The organism is Streptomyces sp. NPDC006332 (assembly GCF_040612855.1).
Lineage (GTDB): Bacteria > Actinomycetota > Actinomycetes > Streptomycetales > Streptomycetaceae > Streptomyces.
Genome location: NZ_JBEXRA010000105.1, coordinates 1 through 14,343 on the forward strand (window position 1 = coordinate 1; position 14,343 = coordinate 14,343).

The following is a 14,343-nucleotide window of genomic DNA, read 5'->3' on the forward strand; positions in this document are numbered from 1 at the left end:
CTCGCCGAACGCCATGTTCAGCGCGGCGACGTTCTCCATGCCGAGCTCCTGGAAGAGGGGCTCGTTGCCCAGCCGCCGCGCCGAGTCACCCGTGCTTGGGCTTGGCCTCGGTGCCCTCGGCGGTGTCCACGGCGGTTTCGGGCGAGGCCGTGGTCTTGCGGGTCCGGCGCGGCTTGGTCGCGGTCGGCTCGGCCTCGGTTTCCGTCTTTGCCGTGTCGGCCGACGCGGCGGTTTTGCGCGTGCGGCGCGGCTTGGTGGCCGTGCCTTCGGCGGTGTCCACGGCTGCTTCGGCGGTGGCGGCGGTTTTGCGGGTGCGGCGGGGCTTGGCCTCGCCGGTGTCCGCGGTCTCCGCCGTGGCGGTGGGCTCGGCCGTCTTGCGGGTCCGGCGCGCCTTGGGCTTGGCCTCGGTGCCCTCGGCGGTGTCCACGGCGGTTTCGGCCGACGCCGTGGTCTTGCGCGTACGGCGCGGCTTGGCCTCGGTGGGTTCCGGCTCCTGGGCCGTCTGAGCCGGGATCTCGGCGGTGACGGCCGCCACGGGCTCGGCGGCCTTGCGGGTACGACGACGCGGCTTGGCCTCCGTGGCCTCCGCGGTGTCGAGGGCGGCCTCGGCGGGAGCCACGATCGCCTTGCGGGTGCGGCGGCGGGGCTTGGTCTCCACAGCCTCCACAGCGTCGGCGGCCACCTCAGTGGCGCCCTCCGCGGTGTCAACCGCGGCCTCGGCCGCGGCAGCCGTCGTCGTCGCCTTGCGGGTGCGGCGGCGGGGCTTGGTGGCGGGAGCCTCGGGATTTGACACCGTCGTCGCCTGGGGCGCCTGCGCCGTGTCCGTGACGGTCTCCGGGGTCACCGGCGTGGCCGGCTCGGCCGAAGTGACTGCCGTCTCCGCGGACTTGCGGGTACGGCGGCGACGCGACGGCGCCGGGGCCTCCCCGGAGTCCGGGGCGAGGGTGCCCTCGGCCGTCGCGACGGCCGCCTCCGCGGTCACCTCGGGCGCCACGGCTTCGACGGCCGTGGCCGCCGGTACGGCGTCGCCCTGAGCGCCATGACGGGTCCGGCGGCGACGGCGCGGGGTACGAGTCGTCGCGGTCGCGTCCTCCGTGGGAACGGCCGTTCCGGCCGAGACCGCCGTGGCGCTCTCCTCCGGCGCGAGCGTCTCGGTCGTCGCGGCGGACGCCGTGGCGTCCAGCGGAGTACCACCGCGGGTACGACGGCGACGACGCGGCGTACGGGCCGCACGCTCGCCGTCGGCGGACCGGGACTCGTCCCGGGCGTTGCGCTCGCCCCGGCCACCCCGGCCACCTCGGTCGCCCTGGCCACTGCGGCCACCGCGACCGTTCCGGTCGCCGCGACCGCGCGGACCGCGCCCGCCCGGCTCACCCAGGTCCTCCAGCTCCTCCGCGTCGAGCCCGGCGCGGGTGCGCTCGGTACGCGGCAGCACACCCTTCGTGCCCGCGGGAATGCTGAGCTCCTCGTAGAAGTGCGGGGAGGTGGAGTACGTCTCCGGCGGGTCGCTGAAGTCGAGCTCCAGCGCCTTGTTGATGAGCTGCCAGCGAGGGATGTCGTCCCAGTCGACCAGCGTGACCGCGATGCCCTTGGCGCCCGCGCGGCCGGTACGGCCGATGCGGTGCAGGTACGTCTTCTCGTCTTCCGGCGACTGGTAGTTGATGACGTGCGTCACGCCTTCGACGTCGATACCGCGCGCGGCGACGTCGGTGCAGACGAGGACGTCCACCTTGCCGTTGCGGAAGGCGCGCAAGGCCTGCTCACGAGCGCCCTGGCCGAGGTCGCCGTGGACCGCGCCGGCGGCGAAGCCGCGCTGCTGGAGCTGGTCGGCGAGGTCGGCCGCGGTGCGCTTCGTACGGCAGAAGACCATGACCAGTCCCCGGCCGTCGGCCTGCAGTATGCGCGCGACCATCTCGGGCTTGTCCATGTTGTGCGCGCGGTACACGTGCTGCTTGGTGTTCGCGACGGTCCGGCCCGCGTCGTCCGGCGACGTGGCGTTGATGTGCGTGGGCTGCGACATGTAGCGGCGGGCGAGCCCGATGACCGCGCCCGGCATGGTCGCCGAGAACAGCATGGTCTGGCGCTTGACCGGAAGCATGTTGATGATCTTCTCGACGTCGGGCAGGAACCCAAGGTCGAGCATCTCGTCGGCCTCGTCGAGGACGAGCGACTTGATGTGCTTGAGGTTGAGCTTCTTCTGGCCCGCGAGGTCCAGCAGGCGGCCCGGGGTGCCGACGACGACGTCGACGCCCCGCTTGAGGGCCTCGACCTGAGGCTCGTAGGCCCGGCCGCCGTAGATCGCGAGAACGCGTACGTTGCGCACCTTGCCCGCGGTCAGCAGGTCGTTGGTGACCTGCGTGCACAGCTCGCGGGTGGGGACGACGACGAGCGCCTGGGGGGCGTCGGTGAGGTCCTCGGGCTGGGCGCGCCGGGCCTCCACGTCGGCGGGGACGGTGACGCGCTCGAGGAGCGGGAGGCCGAAGCCGAGCGTCTTGCCGGTGCCGGTCTTGGCCTGGCCGATGACGTCCGTGCCGGAGAGGGCGACGGGAAGGGTCATCTCCTGGATGGGGAAGGGGGTGATGATGCCGACGGCTTCGAGGGCCTCGGCGGTCTCGGGAAGAATCCCGAGCTCCCGGAAGGTCGTAGTCAGGGTGCTGCCTCTTCTGTGTGGGCGGTGCGAGGCGAGCTCGGGGGTCGTCCAAGACCGTGCTGGGGACGTCGACTGCCTTACGGGCAAGCCGTATGGCACGGGACCACTGCCGACGCTCTAGCGCTCGTACCGCTGAGGGTCCCCCTCCGGATTCCGTACGCATTGCGCCGTGCGGACGAGGAGGGCTGTCGGGTCGGAGCCGATCGGGCCACCGACCGGGCATCCTCATGCGTGCAGCCCGTCGAGATACGTCAAAGTCCTCAGCGGGCGCATTACCACCATACCCCGGAATCGCGCACATGCGATGGCCGATTTGGTCACGTAGCCGTTGTCACACTGATTGACCAGGGACTTCCGTGGTGCGGCGGGCCAGCTATTGTGCGCTTCATGACGACGCCTGACAACACCTCCGACGCACCCGCAGACGTTACCCCCGAGGTCACCGGAGTCGCTGCCCAGGACTGGTCCCGGGCCTGCGCCGACCCGCAGTACCGCGCGGCGGTCGTGGACCTGCTCGGCGCTCTCGCGTACGGGGAGCTGGCGGCCTTCGAGCGGCTCGCGGAGGATGCCAAGCTGGCGCCGACGCTGGCGGACAAGGCGGAGCTCGCGAAGATGGCGTCGGCCGAGTTCCACCACTACGAGAAGCTGCGCGACCGGCTCACGGAGATCGGCGAGGAGCCGACCCTCGCGATGGAGCCGTTCGTCGCCGCGCTCGACGGCTTCCACAAGCAGACGGCACCGTCCGACTGGCTGGAGGGCCTGGTCAAGGCGTATGTCGGCGACTCGATCGCCAGTGACTTCTACCGCGAGGTCGCCGCCCGCCTCGACGCGGACACCCGGGAACTCGTCCTCGCCGTCCTCGACGACACCGGTCACGCCGGCTTCGCCGTGGAGAAGGTGCGCGCCGCGATCGACGCGGAGCCGCGCGTCGGGGGGCGGCTCGCGCTGTGGGCACGGCGGCTGATGGGCGAGGCGCTGTCGCAGTCCCAGCGGGTGGTGGCCGACCGGGACGCCCTGTCGACGATGCTCGTGGGCGGTGTCGCGGACGGCTTCGACCTCGCCGAGGTGGGCCGGATGTTCTCCCGCATCACCGAGGCCCACACCAAGCGGATGGCGGCGCTGGGGCTGGCGGCCTAGACGTTTCAGGTCCCGTCCCTGCCCCGGGTGTTCCTGGGGCCTGCCCCGTGGCGCGTCGCGGGGTGCCGGGATCGGAATGGACGCCGCGATCGGCGATCGGTCAGGCGGTCGCCGATCGGCGGCGGAGTCTTCCCCCGGGGCGCAGCAGCAGCGACAGCGAGGCCGCGGAGACGACCGCCGCGCCCACCAGGGGCAGCAGAACACCTCCGGCGTCAAGCGCGCTGTGGGTGACGAAGGCGCCGCACAGGGCTCCGGCGACCCCGGTCGCGAGGACCAGGGAGCGGGTCGGCAGGCGGTGGGACAGCCGGTGGATCGCCGCCCCCGCCAGCAGCAGACCGAGCAGAGCGGAGCCGAGCGCTTCCAACAACATCATGGGGTCCCTCCCACACGGCCGCACTGCGCGTCACGTTCGTAGCCCGTCTTACCCGTGACCTGCGGAATGCAATCCTCCTCTGTGTGCCGCTTGTACTCCATATGCGGAGGGGAAATTCGGGAGGGGCCCGGCGACACATGGTCGCCGGGCCCCTCCCGTCGCGCGAGGCGCGAGTGACTCGCTGGTACTACAGCGCGCCGAATCCCACCTTGCGGGGGGCCGGCTCGCCGAGTTCGACGTAGGCGAGACGGTCGGCCGGCACGAGGACCTTGCGGCCGTGCTCGTCCACGAGGCTCAGCAGCTGGGACTTGCCCGACAGAGCCTCGGCCACCGCCCGTTCGACGTCCTCGGCACTCTGACCGCTCTCCAGAACGATCTCGCGGGGTGCGTGCTGCACGCCGATCTTGACCTCCACGGCTATGTCCCTCCGACGGTCAGTGAAGTGCGCGACCTTCCGCGCCGTACCAGCACACATTAGCCCGGCGGGAGGACGTGCATGCTCCGCCCGGGAACGCCAGGAGCGAACAACGGGTGGGAACAAAACCCCGCACGCGCGGGTGCGACTCAGTGGTGGTCGGCGCCGTGCAGCGGGAAGCCCGCGATGCCCCGCCAGGCCAGCGACGCCAGCAGCTGGACCGCCTGGTCGCGCGGGACGCTGCGGTCGCTGTGCAGCCAGGAACGGGCCACCACCTGCGCGAGACCGCCCAGGCCAGACGCGAGCAGCATCGACTCCGCGCGGGAGAGGCCGGTGTCCTCGGCGATGACCTCGCTGATCGCCTCGGCGCACTCGGTGGTGACCTTGTCGACGCGAGCACGCACCGCGGGCTCGTTCGTCAGGTCCGACTCGAAGACCAGGCGGAAGGCGCCGCCGTCGTCCTCGACGTACGCGAAATAGGCGTCCATGGTGGCCCGGACGCGCTGCTTGTTGTCCGTCGTCGACGCGAGCGCGTTCCGTACGGACTGGATCAGGGACTCGCAGTGCTGGTCCAGCAGCGCCAGGTACAGGTCGAGCTTGCCCGGGAAGTGCTGGTAGAGCACCGGCTTGCTGACGCCGGCGCGCTCGGCGATGTCGTCCATCGCGGCGGAGTGGTAGCCCTGCGCCACGAAAACCTCCTGGGCGGCGCCCAGCAGTTGGTTCCGTCGGGCACGGCGCGGCAGGCGCGTGCCTCGCGGGCGCGCTGCCTCTGTCTGCTCGATGGCTGTCACGCCGCCTCCCAAAGTCGTCCACGTGCGGTGTGCGCCGCGCGGCCATCGTACTTTTCGGTAACCGTGGTGTGCGCGCTGCGAGCGCAGAATTTCACGGACCGGACGGTGGCGAAAGCCGTGCAGAAGGTTTCAAAACGTGATGTAACGGGCAACAGGGCGCACCACTCCTGTTCAGCGGCGAGCCATCCGCACGGTCATCGATGGTCGAACCATCGGCGCGGTCATCGATAGTCGTCCTCGTCGAGGGAGACGACCCGGGCCTGTTCGATGAGATCGGCCTCGTCCCCGCGGGCCGGGTCCACGCCGGTCAGTGGATCGTCGCGGTCCGGCTGGACGGCGGTGTGCTGTTCGGCCGCGTCGACCTCGGGGGCCTCGACGCCGATTTCCTCGTCGTTCTCGATGTCCTCGACCGCGAAGGTCTCGGGATCGGTGGGGTCGACGGTCATGGGGGGCTCCCTTCCTAGAACGTCCCTGATGCGCACAGGGGGCTACATGCGGGTGCCCTGCGTACGAGGGTAGGAGACACACGATCTGTACGCCATTGATCCGGGCCGGTCCGCACGTTTGTCGGTGAACATGTCAGCTTGTGACGGCGAACACACGAATCACCGCGTGATCGTCTCGTAACATTGCCGCATGTCTTCGACCGAGCTGCCGTTCGTGCCGCCCGCCAATGTGCTCCCCAAGGTGGCGCCCGTCCGGGTCGCGGACGGCGAGCGCCTGAGGTCGGTCGGACTGCCCGGGATCACGTTGACGGTCCGGTCGAGGCCGCCGGAGCGCGCCGGTCTGCCACCCGCTCTGTGCGTCCATGGACTGGGCGGTTCCTCGCAGAACTGGTCCGCGTTGATGGAGCAGTTGCAGGACACCGTCGACAGCGAGGCCGTCGATCTGCCGGGCTTCGGCGACTCCCCGCCGCCGGACGACGGTGACTACTCGATCAGCGGGCACGCCCGCGCGGTCATCCGCTACCTCGACGCGTCGGGACGCGGTCCGGTGCACCTCCTGGGGAACTCCCTCGGCGGCGCGGTCGCCACGCGGGTGGCCGCGGTGCGACCCGATCTCGTCCGCACGCTCACGCTCGTCTCGCCGGCGCTGCCGGAGATCCGGATCCAGCGAACCGCCGTGCCGACCGGACTGCTCGCGGTGCCCGGCGTGGCGGGACTCTTCACCCGGTTCACCAAGGAGTGGACGGCCGAGCAGCGGGTCCGCGGGGTCACGGCCCTGTGCTACGGCGACCCGGGGCAGGTGACGCCGGAGGGCTTCCGGTACGCGGTGGAGGAGATGGAGCGGCGGCTGCGCCTGCCGTACTTCTGGGACGCGATGACGCGCTCCGCGCGCGGGCTGGTGAACGCGTACACCCTGGGCGGCCAGCACGCGCTGTGGCGCCAGGCCGAACGTGTCCTCGCCCCGACGCTCCTCGTCTACGGCGGCCGGGACCAACTCGTGGGCTTCCGCATGGCGCGGAAGGCGGCCCGCGCGTTCCGTGACTCCCGTCTGCTGACCCTGCCGGAGGCGGGGCACGTGGCAATGATGGAATACCCGGAGACCCTGGCGGCCGCGTTCCGTGATCTCCTCACGGACACGGCGGCCGCCGGCGGCAGGGCGGGCGTCCCCGACGGGGACGCCGGGATGGCGAGTACTACTGGCGCGGGGAGCTGAGGCGCGGCGTGGGACGCCACAGTCGACGTGGGCCTGTCCCGGAGAGTGCCCCCAGGGGTGACAGCGGTGACAACGGCGGCAACAGCGACAACAGTGACGGCAATGACAACGGCTGGGATGTGACGAGCGGCCGGGACCGGACCGCGAACCGGGCCCGGAACCGGGCCGCCGTTCCGCCGCCCGGGTACGGGACACCCGCGCGGGGAGCCCCGAGGTTCCCCGACGGGACGCCCGCGCACGGGTTTCCCCGGCTCGCGGACGGCACCACGGCCCCGGGCGTGCCCCAGGTTCGTGGCGGGCATCCCGAGCAGCGGGAAACCGGTGGTGGCCGGGGTGGGTCGAATGGGCGGGCCGGTACCGGGCAGGGCGGCCCCGGGCCGGTGGTACCCCGCCAGCGGCCGGCCCCACGGCAGGGACCGGGACCGCGTCAGGACTACCTCGACGCCTTCGAGGCGGGCGACGACGTCTTCGCCCCCCGTTCCGGGGCGTCCGGCACCCCTGTGGCCCCCGCGCCCGGCGACCGCATCGCCGTGCACGCATCCGACCCCTACGGCTCGGTCACCGCGTGGCCGAAGGACGCGGGCGTCGACGCGGGCGAGGACGACGACGCGCCGCCGACGGGTGAGCCGACCCAGGTCAAGGGCACCAAGGGGCGGACCTTCACCGGCATCGCGGCCGCCGCCGTGACCACGGTGCTCGCCATCATCGTGGCCGGCCAGGTCGCGGACGGGCGGGACCACAGCGACCAGGGGAACCAGACCGCCACCGACCAGGCACGGGACGCCCGCGACTCGGCCTCCCGGCTCGACGGGCGGCCGTCGGCCGAGGCGGCGCCGCTGACGTACGAGCAGAAGATGGGCCGGACGTACCCGCTCGGCGCCACCCTCAAGGCCTCGGGGAGGTTCGACACGATCCCCGGTGTCGACAAGGCACCCGGCAAGGGGCAGAAGCTCACCTACCGGGTGGACGTGGAGCAGGGGCTCGGGCTCGACGGTGAACTCTTCGCGGAGGCCGTCCAGAAGACCCTCAACGACAACCGGAGCTGGGCCCACGACGGCGCCCGAACCTTCGAGCGGGTCGACTCCGGCAAGCCCGACTTCGTGATCACGCTCGCCAGCCCCGGCACGACCGCCGAGTGGTGTGCCAAGTCCAACCTGGACACCACCGTGGACAACGTGTCGTGCGACTCGGCCTCCACCGAGCGCGTGATGATCAACGCGTATCGATGGGCTCAGGGCTCCACGACGTACGGTGACCGGATCTACGCGTACCGGCAGATGCTGATCAACCACGAGGTCGGCCACCGGCTCGGCAACGGCCACGTCAGCTGCGACAAGGACGGCGAACTCGCGCCGGTCATGCAGCAGCAGACCAAGTTCCTCGACCACGACGGAATCCACTGCAAGGCCAATCCCTGGCCGTTTCCCGGGAATTGACAGGCGCCGCTGAGTCAGATTGACATGCGCAGAAAAGTCGTACATATTGCTGCGCATGTCCGCCCGTCACGTCTCCGCCCGCGCCGCCATCGAGCTGGCGCTGATCGGCGTGACCCCGCTCTGCGTGGCCGACATTCTCTGTCGCTGACCCTCGCCCCAGGCGTGCGCGTCGCGAACTCTCCTTCCCTCCGCGGATTTGTCGCGGGTTTCGTCACGGATTTTCCGACGGCCTGACGCCGGGGCAGACGTCTGTGCACCTCTGTCTCATTCCTTGTCAATCCGTCTCGTGATCCGAGACTGGCCCTTCGAGAGGTCGTCCCCGATGCGTCCACCGTCCCCCACAGCGCGCCGCGTGGCCGCGGTATCCGTAAGCCTGGTGCTGGCAGCGGGCGCCGCCGCCTGCGGGCCCGAGGACAACGATGCCAAGGCCTCCGGTGGAGACTCCGCGCCCCACAAGGGCGGCACGCTCACGGTCCTGAACTCCCAGCCGCAGCAGGACTTCGACCCGGCCCGCCTGTACACCTCCGGCGGCGGAAACGTCCCGTCCCTGGTGTTCCGCACGCTCACCACCCGCAACCGCGAGAACGGCGCGGCCGGCGCAGAGGTCGTTCCGGACCTCGCCACCGACACCGGGCGCCCCAACAAGGACGCGACCGTCTGGACGTACACCTTGAAGAAGGGGCTCAAGTACGAGGACGGCACGGCGATCACCTCGGCCGACATCAAGTACGGCGTCGAGCGATCGTTCGCCCCCGAGCTCTCCGGTGGCGCCCCCTACCTGCGGGACTGGCTGGTCGGCGCGGCCGACTACCAGGGGCCCTACAAGGACAAGAAGGGGCTCTCGGCGATCGAGACGCCGGACGAGCGGACCATCGTCTTCCATCTGAACAAGCCCGAGGGCGAGTTCCCCTACCTGGCCACCCAGACGCAGTTCACGCCCGTCCCGAAGAGCAAGGACACCGGAACGAAGTACGAGGACCACCCGGTCTCCTCCGGCCCGTACAAGGTCGTCTCGAACCAGAACGACGGCGAGCACCTCGTCCTGGCGCGCAACCCGAACTGGTCCGCCTCGACGGACGCCGAGCGCAAGGCGTACCCGGACAAGATCGACGTACGGTCCGGGCTGGACTCGTCCGTGATCAACCAGCGGCTGTCGGCGTCCCAGGGGGCGGACGCGGCCGCGGTCACCACGGACACCAACCTCGGCCCGGCCGAACTCGCGAAGGTGTCGGGCGACAAGCAGCTGGCGGCGCGCGTGGGCACCGGCCACTTCGGCTACACGAACTACCTCGCGTTCAACCCGAACGTGAAGCCGTTCGACAACGCCAAGGTGCGGCAGGCGATCTCGTACGCCATCGACCGCTCGTCCGTGATCAACGCGGCCGGCGGATCCGCGCTGGCCGAGCCCGCCACCACCTTCCTGCCCGACCAGAAGTCGTTCGGCTACACGCCCTACGACCTGTTCCCGGCGGGTGAGACCGGCAACGCGGCGAAGGCGAAGGCGTTGCTGAAGGAGGCCGGTCACCCGAACGGACTCACCGTCACCCTGACCCACTCCAACAGCAAGGACTTCGAGACCAGCCCCGAGATCGCGACCGCGGTCCAGGACGCGCTGAAGAAGGCGGGCATCACGGTCAAGCTGCAGGGTCTGGAGGACAACGACTACTCCGACAAGATCCACGACGTGAAGACCGAGCCGGGCTTCTTCCTCGCCCACTGGGGCGCCGACTGGCCCTCGGGCGGTCCCTTCCTCGCCCCGATCTTCGACGGCCGGCAGATCGTCAGGGACGGCGCGAACTTCAACACGGGCTTCCTCGACGACACGTCGGTCAACACCGAGATCGACGCGATCAACAAGTTGACGGATCTTGACGCTGCCGCAAAGCGATGGGGCGCACTCGACAAGAAGATCGGCGAACAGGCGCTGACCGTGCCGCTGTTCCACCCCGTCTACAAGCGGCTGTACGGCGAGAACGTCAAGAACATCGTGATCAGCGACTGGACCGGTGTGCTGGACATCTCGCAGGTCGCGGTCAAGTAACGCCATGAGTGAGGCACTTGCCGCCTCCCAGGCCCCCGGGACGGACATCGTCGTCCCGGGGGCCTCCGGGGCCCGTCAGTTCTGGCGGCGGCTGCGCGCGCAGCGAGCCGCCCTCGTCGCGGCGGTCGTCGTCGCGCTGCTCGTCCTGGTCGCGCTCGCCGCGCCGCTGCTCACGGCCATCGAGGGCCAGGACCCGACCACCTACCACCCGTCCCTGGTGGATTCGGCGCGCGGGGGCGTGCCCGTCGGATCCCTCGGCGGCATCGGCGCCGACCACTGGCTCGGCATCGAACCGCAGACCGGCCGCGACCTGTTCGCGCGTCTCGTGTACGGCGCGCGCGTCTCCCTCGGGGTGGCCCTCGCGGCGACCCTGGTGCAGGTCGCCATCGGCGTCCTCGTGGGTGCCGCCGCCGCGCTCGGCAACCGGTGGGTCGATCAACTGCTGAGCCGGATCACCGACATCATCGTCGCCCTGCCCCTGATGATCATGTCGTTGGCGCTGCTCGCGATCGTCCCCGCCGGCTTCCCGCGCCCCGTACTGGTCGCCCTCGTCATCGGCCTGGTCGCCTGGGGCACCACCGCGAAGATCGTGCGCGCCCAGACGCTCACCCTCAAGGAACTCGACTACGTCTCCGCGGCCCGGCTCAGCGGCTGGGGCACCTGGCGGATCGCCCGGCGTGAGCTGCTGCCGGGCCTTGCCGCGCCGGTCATCACGTACGCCGCGCTCCTGGTGCCGATCAACATCACCGTCGAGGCGTCGCTGTCGTTCCTCGGCGTCGGGGTGAAGCCGCCGACGCCGTCCTGGGGGCAGATGCTCACCGCCGCCGACGTCTGGTACCAGGCCGCCCCGCAGTACCTGCTGCTGCCCGCGGGCGCCCTCTTCGTGACCGTCCTCGCGCTGACCGTCCTCGGCGACGGTGTCCGCACCGCCCTGGATCCCCGCGCGGCCTCACGCCTGCGGGTCGGCGCGGGACGCAAGCAGGAGGCCAAGGCGGACCAGGGAGGCGCGCTGTGAACGGCTTCGGCGGTTTCCTCCTGCGGCGCGTCCTCGGTGTCGTCGTCACCCTGTTCGCCATCTCGGTGATCATCTACGCCGTCTTCTACGTCACCCCCGGCAACGTCGCCCAGATCACCTGCGGCCCGCGCTGCTCGCCCGCCCAGGTGCAGCAGGTGGCGGAGCAACTGCACCTCAGCGACCCGCTGTACGTGCGCTACTGGCACTTCCTGCAGGGCATCGTCGCCGGCCAGGACTACTCCACGGGCACCTCCGTCCAGCACTGCTCGGCGCCCTGCCTCGGGCTGTCGTACCAGAGCGACCAGCAGGTCACCCGGCTCATCCTGGCGAAGCTGCCGGTCAGCCTGTCGCTCGTGTTCGGCGCCATGGTGCTGTGGCTGATCCTCGGCGTCGGCACCGGAGTGCTGTCGGCGTGGCGGCGCGGCCGGCTCACCGAGCGGTTCCTGACCGGCCTCACGCTCGCGGGCGTGGCCACGCCCGTGTTCGTCATCGGCCTGGTCCTGATGATCGTCGTCTGCGGCCAACTGGAGCTGCTGCCCTTCCCGCAGTACGTCGCCCTCACCGACGACCCCGAACAGTGGGCGTGGAACCTGCTGCTGCCCTGGCTCTCGCTCGCCCTCATCGAGGCCGCCGCGTTCGCCCGGCTGACCAGGGCGTCGATGCTGGAGACGCTGGCCGAGGACCACATCCGCACCTTCCGGGCTTACGGCGTCGGCGAACGGTCGATCATCGGGCGACACGCGCTGCGCGGGGCGTTCGCCCCCGTCATCGCGCTGAACGCCAACAACTTCGGCAGCGCGGTCGGCGGCGCGGTGCTCACCGAGACACTGTTCGGCCTGCCCGGCATCGGACAGGAACTGGTCCATGCCGTCAATGTGGTCGACCTGCCGGTGGTCGTCGGCATGGTCCTGGTCATCGGCTTCTTCGTGGTCGTCGCCAACGCCGTCGCGGACGTGCTGTACGCGGTGGCCGACCGACGGGTGGTACTGACGTGAGCGACTCCCAGAAGGCTCCCTCGCCCGGCCTCGTCGAGGTGCGGGACCTGACCGTCGAGTTCGGCGAGCTGCGCGCGGTCGACGGGCTCTCCTTCCGGCTGGAGCGGGGCGCCGCGCTCGCCCTGGTCGGCGAGTCCGGCTCCGGCAAGTCCACGGTCGCCTCGGCCCTGCTGGGCCTGCACCGCGGCACGGGCGCGCGGGTCGACGGCTCGGTCCGGGTGGCCGGGACGGACGTACGGGCCGCCTCCGACGAGGAGTTGCGGCGGCTGCGGGGCGCGAAGGCCGCCATGGTCTTCCAGGACCCGCTGTCGTCCCTCGACCCGTACTACGCGATCGGTGACCAGATCGCCGAGGTGTACCGCGTGCACACCCGGGCGTCACGGCGAGCGGCACGCGCGCGTGCCGTCGAGGTGCTCGACCGGGTGGGAATCCCGGAGGCGGTACGGCGGTCCCGTTCCCGTCCGCACGAGTTCAGCGGCGGCATGCGGCAGCGTGCCCTCATCGCCATGGCGCTGGCCTGCGAACCAGAACTGCTGATCGCCGACGAGCCGACGACCGCGCTCGACGTGACCGTCCAGGCCCAGATCCTCGATCTGCTGCACACGCTGCGCGAGGAGAGCGGCATGGGACTGCTGCTCGTCACGCACGACGTGGGCGTCGCCGCCGAGAGCGTCGACGAGGTCCTCGTCATGCGGCACGGGCGGGCCGTCGAGCACGGGCCCGTCCAAGCCGTGCTGCGGGCGCCCGCGCAGCAGTACACCCGCGAACTCCTGGACGCGGTCCCGCGCGTGGACGCGCCCCGCGCCCCCTCCCGGGCGCCCGGCGAGGTCGTCCTGGAGGCGAGGGGACTGCGGCGCGAATTCGGGCGCGGGAAGCGGGCGTTCGCCGCCGTGGACGACGTGTCGGTGACCATCCGCCGGGGCGAGACCCTCGGCATCGTGGGCGAGAGCGGCAGCGGCAAGACCACCCTGGGCCGGATGCTCGTCGGTCTCCTGGAGCCGACGGCGGGGGAGGTGCGATACGAGGGGCAGCCGCGCGTGGGAGTGCGTCCCGCCGTACAGATGGTCTTCCAGGACCCGGTCTCCTCCCTCAACCCGCGCCGCAGTGTGGGCGAGTCGATAGCCGACCCGTTGCGGGCGCGCGGGCAGGGGAGCTCCCTGCCCGGACGAAACCGGGAGCGGGGGAGCGACGAGGGGCGCATCCGGGGGCGGGTGACGGAACTGCTGGAGCGCGTGGGGCTCGAAGCAGCGCACTACGACCGCTATCCGCACGAGTTCAGCGGCGGACAGCGGCAGCGCGTGGGCATCGCGCGGGCGCTCGCGGCCGACCCGCGGGTCATCGTCTGCGACGAGCCGGTGTCCGCGCTGGACGTCACCACCCAGGCCCAGGTGGTCGCCCTGCTCGGGGAGTTGCAGCGGGAACTGGGGCTCGCCCTCGTGTTCGTCGCGCACGACCTCGCCGTGGTGCGCCAGGTCAGCGACCAGGTCGCGGTGATGCGCCGTGGCCGGATCGTCGAGTCCGGCCCGTCCGACGAGGTGTACGACAATCCGCGGGACCCGTACACCCAGCAGCTCCTGGCCGCCGTGCCCGCGCTCGACCCGGAGCTCGCGGCGCGGCGCAGGGCGACCCGGCGCGAGCCGGCCGTGACGGGTGACCGCCTGTGACGAAACGTTCGCGAATGATCTCTTAGCGCGACCGAACGCGACCCGCACCGGAAAGTTACGACCGTTCACCCCTTCTGGTGGCGCGACGGACAACCCGACGCCCGGCCCCCCCCCAGACGGGCAGAAAGAGAGCCCCCGCGCGCCGCCCGGCCAGCACCGGGGCACAC

13 protein-coding genes are annotated in these 14,343 nt (G+C 71.2%); 8 read left to right on the top strand and 5 right to left on the bottom strand.

Annotated elements, in window-relative coordinates; all coding sequences use genetic code 11:
- Positions 1–85: 85 nt before the first annotated feature.
- Positions 86–2,557 (bottom strand): DEAD/DEAH box helicase, encoded by a 2,472-nt coding sequence (locus tag ABZ027_RS42165; RefSeq protein WP_356778238.1) that lies wholly within the window; start codon positions 2,555–2,557, stop codon positions 86–88.
- Positions 2,558–3,037: 480 nt separating this feature from the next.
- Between ABZ027_RS42165 and ABZ027_RS42170 the strand changes: the two genes are divergently transcribed.
- Positions 3,038–3,787, top strand: coding sequence for a ferritin-like fold-containing protein (locus ABZ027_RS42170; protein WP_356778240.1), 750 nt, complete (start codon positions 3,038–3,040; stop codon positions 3,785–3,787).
- Positions 3,788–3,887: 100 nt separating this feature from the next.
- Here ABZ027_RS42170 and ABZ027_RS42175 read toward each other — a convergent pair whose 3' ends face one another.
- The 4 genes from ABZ027_RS42175 to ABZ027_RS42190 form a co-directional block, all read right to left on the bottom strand.
- Positions 3,888–4,157, bottom strand: coding sequence for a hypothetical protein (locus ABZ027_RS42175; RefSeq protein ID WP_356778258.1), 270 nt, complete (start codon positions 4,155–4,157; stop codon positions 3,888–3,890).
- Between the two features lie 190 nt (positions 4,158–4,347).
- Positions 4,348–4,575, bottom strand: coding sequence for a DUF3107 domain-containing protein (locus ABZ027_RS42180; protein WP_266559804.1), 228 nt, complete (start codon positions 4,573–4,575; stop codon positions 4,348–4,350).
- Positions 4,576–4,724: 149 nt separating this feature from the next.
- Positions 4,725–5,366 (bottom strand): TetR/AcrR family transcriptional regulator, encoded by a 642-nt coding sequence (locus tag ABZ027_RS42185; RefSeq protein WP_356778242.1) that lies wholly within the window; start codon positions 5,364–5,366, stop codon positions 4,725–4,727.
- Positions 5,367–5,587: 221 nt separating this feature from the next.
- Positions 5,588–5,812 carry a hypothetical protein gene (locus tag ABZ027_RS42190; RefSeq protein WP_356778244.1) on the bottom strand — a complete coding sequence of 75 codons (225 nt, stop codon included), beginning with the start codon at positions 5,810–5,812 and terminating at the stop codon, positions 5,588–5,590.
- 190 nt (positions 5,813–6,002) lie between these two features.
- On the opposite strand from ABZ027_RS42190, the gene ABZ027_RS42195 reads away from it, so the two are divergent.
- The 7 genes from ABZ027_RS42195 (at position 6,003) to ABZ027_RS42225 (ending at position 14,176) form a co-directional block, all read left to right on the top strand.
- Positions 6,003–7,025, top strand: a complete 1,023-nt coding sequence (locus ABZ027_RS42195; protein ID WP_356778246.1) for an alpha/beta hydrolase — start codon at positions 6,003–6,005, stop codon at positions 7,023–7,025.
- Positions 7,026–7,144: 119 nt separating this feature from the next.
- Positions 7,145–8,461 (top strand): DUF3152 domain-containing protein, encoded by a 1,317-nt coding sequence (locus ABZ027_RS42200; protein ID WP_356778260.1) that lies wholly within the window; start codon positions 7,145–7,147, stop codon positions 8,459–8,461.
- A 55-nt stretch (positions 8,462–8,516) separates the two neighbouring features.
- Positions 8,517–8,609 carry an Ms4533A family Cys-rich leader peptide gene (locus ABZ027_RS42205; protein WP_356778248.1) on the top strand — a complete coding sequence of 31 codons (93 nt, stop codon included), beginning with the start codon at positions 8,517–8,519 and terminating at the stop codon, positions 8,607–8,609.
- A 174-nt stretch (positions 8,610–8,783) separates the two neighbouring features.
- On the top strand, positions 8,784–10,502 hold the full coding sequence (locus ABZ027_RS42210) for an ABC transporter substrate-binding protein (protein WP_356778250.1): 1,719 nt from the start codon (positions 8,784–8,786) through the stop codon (positions 10,500–10,502).
- Positions 10,503–10,506: 4 nt separating this feature from the next.
- Positions 10,507–11,517, top strand: a complete 1,011-nt coding sequence (locus ABZ027_RS42215) for an ABC transporter permease (protein ID WP_356778252.1) — start codon at positions 10,507–10,509, stop codon at positions 11,515–11,517.
- Positions 11,514–12,512, top strand: a complete 999-nt coding sequence (locus ABZ027_RS42220) for an ABC transporter permease (RefSeq protein ID WP_356778254.1) — start codon at positions 11,514–11,516, stop codon at positions 12,510–12,512. Before ABZ027_RS42215 ends, ABZ027_RS42220 begins: the two co-directional genes overlap by 4 nt.
- A complete protein-coding gene (locus tag ABZ027_RS42225) occupies positions 12,509–14,176 on the top strand; it encodes an ABC transporter ATP-binding protein (RefSeq protein ID WP_356778256.1) in 1,668 nt (555 codons plus the stop codon). The genes ABZ027_RS42220 and ABZ027_RS42225 overlap by 4 nt, the downstream gene beginning before the upstream one ends.
- The last annotated feature ends 167 nt before the right edge of the window (positions 14,177–14,343 follow it).

Excerpts from the sequence above, each read along its gene's own strand:
- ABZ027_RS42165 (WP_356778238.1), bottom strand. The coding sequence starts at position 2,557 with ATGACCCTTCCCGTCGCCCTCTCCGGCACGGACGTCATCGGCCAGGCC.
- ABZ027_RS42170 (WP_356778240.1), top strand. The coding sequence starts at position 3,038 with ATGACGACGCCTGACAACACCTCCGACGCACCCGCAGACGTTACCCCC.
- ABZ027_RS42175 (WP_356778258.1), bottom strand. The coding sequence starts at position 4,157 with ATGTTGTTGGAAGCGCTCGGCTCCGCTCTGCTCGGTCTGCTGCTGGCG.
- ABZ027_RS42190 (WP_356778244.1), bottom strand. The coding sequence starts at position 5,812 with ATGACCGTCGACCCCACCGATCCCGAGACCTTCGCGGTCGAGGACATC.
- ABZ027_RS42195 (WP_356778246.1), top strand. The coding sequence starts at position 6,003 with ATGTCTTCGACCGAGCTGCCGTTCGTGCCGCCCGCCAATGTGCTCCCC.
- ABZ027_RS42205 (WP_356778248.1), top strand. The coding sequence starts at position 8,517 with ATGTCCGCCCGTCACGTCTCCGCCCGCGCCGCCATCGAGCTGGCGCTG.
- ABZ027_RS42210 (WP_356778250.1), top strand. The coding sequence starts at position 8,784 with ATGCGTCCACCGTCCCCCACAGCGCGCCGCGTGGCCGCGGTATCCGTA.
- ABZ027_RS42215 (WP_356778252.1), top strand. The coding sequence starts at position 10,507 with ATGAGTGAGGCACTTGCCGCCTCCCAGGCCCCCGGGACGGACATCGTC.